This is a genomic window from Streptomyces sp. MS191, assembly GCF_008042125.1.
GTDB lineage: Bacteria > Actinomycetota > Actinomycetes > Streptomycetales > Streptomycetaceae > Streptomyces.
Genome location: NZ_RDBI01000022.1, coordinates 1 through 4,948, shown reverse-complemented (window position 1 = coordinate 4,948; position 4,948 = coordinate 1). Strand labels below are relative to the sequence as shown.

Here is a 4,948-nt window from a genome sequence, read left to right as displayed (position 1 = left end):
CGCTGTGGATCCTGCTCGACCGGCCGAGCGTGCTCGGTCACCTGGCGGCGGCCGACGGCCGGAGCGACCCGCAGGACCTGCTCCAGGTCCCCCTGCGGCACGGACGCGCCGCCCAGGTCACGGTGGTGGTCGCCGAGGCGGGGACGGCCTCGACCGCCGTTCCCGTGCCGTTCAGCCGCTCCGGCAGCAGCTCCAGGACGGCGAGCCGGTGGGCCTCGCTCGTCGCGTCGTCGTACGGGTCGGGCGYGGCCGGCACCTGGAGGCGGAGGGCCGGGCCGGCGCCGAGACGGGCGTAGCCGCGGCCGGGCGGGACGACCGGGGTCGGCGTGGTGTGCGGCGGGACGCCCAGGACGGAGGCGATCTGCTCGGCGGACGCCGGGCCGAGGACGACCCGGGCGCGGGTGTGCGTCCGCACCGTCTCGGACAGGGTGTCGAGGCTGTCGAACTGCTCGGCGACCACCACCGTGACCTGGGCGGCGCGTCCGTGCCGCAGGGGGACCTGGAGCAGGTCCTGCGGGTCGCTCCGGCCGTCGGCCGCCGCCAGGTGACCGAGCACGCTCGGCCGGTCGAGCAGGATCCACAGCGGGCGCTTGGTGTCCTCGGGGGCGGGGTGGCCCGCCTGGCGGGCCCGGTTGGCCGCGATCAGCCGCCGCTCGGTCTCGTGCGCCGCCCACTCCAGACTCGCCAGCGCGCCCGCCAGGCCGCACTCGACGGCCAGGACACCGGCACGGCCGGTGAGGCAGGCGTACTCGCCGGTGCCGCTGCCCTCGACGACGAGGACGTCGCCGTACGGCAGGGCCTGCAGCGCGAGGGAGCGCAGCAGCGAGGTGGTGCCGCTGCCGGGCTGGCCGACGGCCAGCAGGTGCGGCTCGGTGGAGCGGGGGCCGGTGCGCCACACGACCGGGGGCGCGTCCTGCGGCCCGTCGGCGGCCAGCACCGGGACCGTGCGCTGCACGGAATCGGCGTCGGTGAAGCCGAGGACGGTCTCGCCGGGCGCGGTCACGAAGCGCTGGGCGGCGATGTCGGTGGGCAGGGCGGGCAGCACGGTCATGACCAGCTTGTTGCCCTCCTCGTCCCACGCGAAGTGGTACTCGCGGCCGCGCCCCGACTTGGCGTGCAGCAGCTGCTCGATGCGGGCCCGCGCGGCGGGCTCGCCGTCCGGGAAGTACGCGGGGTAGCTGATCCGCAGGCGCGTCGGGCGGCCGGCGTCGTCGAAGGCGTGGTCCCCGAAGGCGCCGCTCCAGTCGCCACCGTGGGCGAAGAGGGGGGCCGGGTCCTCGGGGACGGAGAAGTACGGCACCAGAGCCTCGTAGAGGCCCTTGAGCCGTTCGATCTCGGCGTCGTCGGGTCCGGTCTTCACGACCGGGCGCTCCCGCCCCTTCCACGCGGCGGCGCCCATCACCGACACCAGGGCCAGCAGCGGCCCGTACGGCACGAGGGCGACGACGAAGACGCAGGCCGCGACCAGGAACAGCGTGGGACCGCGCCGTTCCTTGGGGGTCGCGGCCCACCTGGCCCGCGCGGTCGCGGCCAGCTTCCGCAGACCACGCGTGATGGTGATCAGCGGATGGAGCACATCGGTGGCGTTGTCGGCGGCCGTGCGCGCGATCTCTCGACTGCGAGCGATCTGGGCGCTGCCGCTGCTCAGAATGCGGGGGAGTGGTCGCCGGGCCACGTCGTACTCCTGGAGTTGTGGAAGGGGCTGTGGAACGTCAGAACTTGATCCCGCCCAAGAGGCTGGCGAGGCTCTGTCCGCCTGCGGTGATGCTCGGGGCGATGGCGGTGCCCGCGAGGTAGAAACCGAAGAGGGCGCTGACGAAGGCGTGCGACGCCTTCATGCCGTCCTTCTTGAAGAACAGGAAGCAGATGATGCCGAGCAGGACGACGCCTGAGATGGACAGGATCATTTGGGGTTCTCCTGGTTGAGGGGACAGTCACCATGAGTCCTTCCAGGTTCACAGCAAGTATCTATGCGATTAAAGGTGCATATGGGTGAAATGCGGGCGATTTCACTTGACTGGCGGACGAGGAGGGGGTGTCCGAGTGGCGAAACGCGCGGAGCGCGCTAGCGCGGCGGACGGGTCGGCCGGTCGGACGGGGTGGTCCGGTCGGGGGGTGGGCTCACACGGGGGCCGCCCCGGCTGTGAGGTGGGTGCTCGGTGCGCCGGCGCCCGGGTGTGAGCTGCGGTGATCTTTGCCGTGGACGCGCCGCGTCATGTCGTCCGGCGGGCAGTACCCTGTCGATTCACTCGTACGGCCGCGGTCGCGTTGCGCGGGCCCACGGCCGTACCCGGCACACGAACAGCATCGAACGGAAAGGCGGAGACGTCCGATGAGCGAGACCCCCGACCCCGAGGTCGTCGAACTGGCCGGCAAGGTCTTCGACCTGGCGCGAGGAGGCGACGCCGAGGCACTGGCCGCCTACGTCGACGCGGGCGTGCCCGCGAACCTCACGAACGACAAGGGCGACTCCCTCGTCATGCTCGCCGCGTACCACGGGCACGCGGACGCGGTGGCGGCGCTGCTCGCCCGGGGCGCCGACGCGGACCGCGCGAACGACCGCGGACAGACCCCGCTCGCCGGAGCGGTGTTCAAGGGCGAGGACGCCGTGATCCGCGCGCTGCTCGCCGGCGGGGCAAATCCGGAAGCGGGGACTCCGTCCGCCGTGGATACTGCTCGGATGTTTGGGAAGGCAGAACTGCTGGAGCTGTTCGACGCCCGGTGACGTTCCGGGTGAACGTGCACTGAACCCCAGGTGAGAGCGGTGTCGTAAATGTGGTCGCGGTGGCGAAATGGCTGGGTCATCATGACGTCGGGCCCGCACGGGACCACCGACGAGAGGCAGAGGAAGATGGAGAACACCAAGCGAAGGACGACGGGCGGCCCTACATGTTGCTGCGCGGCCTAGGCGATCACCAGTCCCCGGTACTCCCCGGTCGTGTCGACAGCTTGATGTGAGGCATCTTCCATGTTCGATCCAGTCATAGCGCCGAGCGGCACCCTGCTCGGCCTGCTGCAGAGGGGCCGCGGCGACGGCACCCTGCACGCGCTCGCCGCGCCACGCGCCGAGGCCCTCGCGGCCCTCAACCACTGCGTTCTCAGCGACCCCCGCCACGACTGGCAGGTCGAGAACCGCTCCCTCTACTACGCACGCCTGTACCTCGACCTGCACGGCGGGCTCGACGCCATCGAGACCCACCTCTTCGCGGCCGAGGACCACCTCGACACCGAGGAGAACAGGACCGGGCTCGCGCTCGCCGTCCTGGGGCACCTCGCGTCCTACGGCCGCCCGGACGCCCTGGCGCTGCTCCGGCGGTACGCCGCCACCGGCAGCAACTGGGCCTGGGCGCTCGACGAGCTCGCCCTGCGCGACGACGACGCGGGCCTGCGCTCGCTCGCCGTCCCGGTGCTCGCCCGCTTCCCGGCCACCCCCGAGGGCGACGCCGAACTGGCCTGCGCCGTGCGCGACGCCTTCGAGCCTCGGCCGTGGCGGCTGTGGGCCGAGGACCAGCGCGACGCCGTCGGAACCCGGGTCAGGGCCGCCCAGGAACGGGGCTCCTTCGACCGGTGGCAGCGTCAGATGCGACCCACCGGGCCCCGGCCCGGCTGGAGCGTCCAGGCGGTCTTCGACTGGGCCCAGGAGGGTCTGGAGCGCGGCACGGTCCTGCACGGGCCCGCCGCCCGCTGCCTGAACGCCGTCGCCGGCCCCGACGACCGGCCCGCCATCCTCGACGCCGCCCGCCGGGGACCGGACGGGGCGCGCTGCGCCGCCCTCCACTACCTGGCCGAGGCCTGCGATCCCGCCGTCCTCGACCTCATCGAGGCCGCGGCGTCCGACGGCTCGCACACCCTCGCCGAGGCGGCCGTCTCGGCCTTCGAGCGGATGTGCGGCGAGGCCGCCGTCGACCGCGCCCGCGGCTGGGTCCACCGGCCCGACGCCCTCGGCGCCGCGGCCGCCGCGGTCCTCGCCTGCCGGGGCGGTGCCCAGGACGCCCAGCTGGTGCTCGGGGCCCTGCGCGAGACCGTCCGGGCCGAGGGGCCCGACGCCACCGCCCTCTACGCCCTGGTCGACGGCACCGGCCGTCTCGGCATCGCCTGCGCCGCTCCCGTGCTGCGGCACGTCTACCGGGAGACCGCCTCGTCCCAGCTGCGCGGCCGGACGGCCCGCGCCCTCGCGGCCACCGACCCCACCTACGCGACGGGATTCGCCGTCGAATGCCTCTGGGACTGCGAGGAGACGACCCGCGAGGTCGCGGCGTTGCACGCCGAGACCGGTGACGTACGCGTCGCGGAGCGCCTGCGGCGTCTCGCCGCGGACCCCGCCGAGGAGGCCGAGGTCCAGACGGCGGTACGCAACCGGATAGGACCCGACCTGCAGGTCTGAGCCAGGCGGACCGGAGGCCGGGCCGGGAACCGGCCGGCCCGTCCGCAGGCGGTCGAGGCCGTTCGGCCCGGACCGAACCCCACCTCTCCGGGGCGGTGCCCTCCGGCAGGCCCGGAGCACGGGAGACGACGGCGAAGCGCCCGGGTACCGGGGCGGCGCGGCCTGCGGCGGGAGACCCCCGCCGACGTGGCCCCGCCCCGGTGCCGGCGCGGACGCGAGGATCCACCCGGGCGCGGCGCGGCGATCCGCCGGGTGCGGGCGCGGGTGCCGCCGAGCACGCCCTCGCCGCCGTGTCCCCGGACGCCTCCGTGGCCACAATGGGGGAATGAGCGGGCGCTGGGAGTTCTGGATCGACCGTGGCGGCACCTTCACCGACATCGTGGGCCGGCGGCCCGACGGGACCTCGATCACCCGCTCGTGGACGGCCTCCGGGAGCACCCACAATGGGGGAATGAGCGGGCGCTGGGAGTTCTGGATCGACCGTGGCGGCACCTTCACCGACATCGTGGGCCGGCGGCCCGACGGGACCTCGATCACCCGCTCGTGGACGGCCTCCGGGAGCAC

General features: G+C 74.0%; 5 protein-coding genes. 3 read left to right on the top strand and 2 right to left on the bottom strand.

The features are described 5' to 3' along the window. Nucleotides 1-37 precede the first annotated feature (37 nt). Both EAO71_RS02875 and EAO71_RS02870 read right to left on the bottom strand, forming a co-directional pair. Complete coding sequence (locus EAO71_RS02875) at nt 38-1,675, bottom strand: hypothetical protein (RefSeq protein ID WP_261991962.1); 1,638 nt, start codon at nt 1,673-1,675, stop codon at nt 38-40. Between the two features lie 37 nt (nt 1,676-1,712). After that, nucleotides 1,713-1,907, bottom strand: a complete 195-nt coding sequence (locus tag EAO71_RS02870) for a hypothetical protein (protein ID WP_147976179.1) — start codon at nt 1,905-1,907, stop codon at nt 1,713-1,715. Nucleotides 1,908-2,332: 425 nt separating this feature from the next. Here EAO71_RS02870 and EAO71_RS02865 point away from each other — a divergent pair, with 425 nt between their 5' ends. The 3 genes from EAO71_RS02865 to EAO71_RS02855 all read left to right on the top strand — a co-directional run. Beyond that, nucleotides 2,333-2,725, top strand: a complete 393-nt coding sequence (locus EAO71_RS02865) for an ankyrin repeat domain-containing protein (RefSeq protein WP_147976178.1) — start codon at nt 2,333-2,335, stop codon at nt 2,723-2,725. A 243-nt stretch (nt 2,726-2,968) separates the two neighbouring features. Continuing rightward, nucleotides 2,969-4,384 carry a HEAT repeat domain-containing protein gene (locus EAO71_RS02860; protein ID WP_147976177.1) on the top strand — a complete coding sequence of 472 codons (1,416 nt, stop codon included), beginning with the start codon at nt 2,969-2,971 and terminating at the stop codon, nt 4,382-4,384. A gap of 325 nt (nt 4,385-4,709) precedes the next feature. Continuing rightward, nucleotides 4,710-4,948: hypothetical protein (locus EAO71_RS02855; protein ID WP_147976176.1), on the top strand; the 239-nt coding region annotated here is incomplete at its 3' end.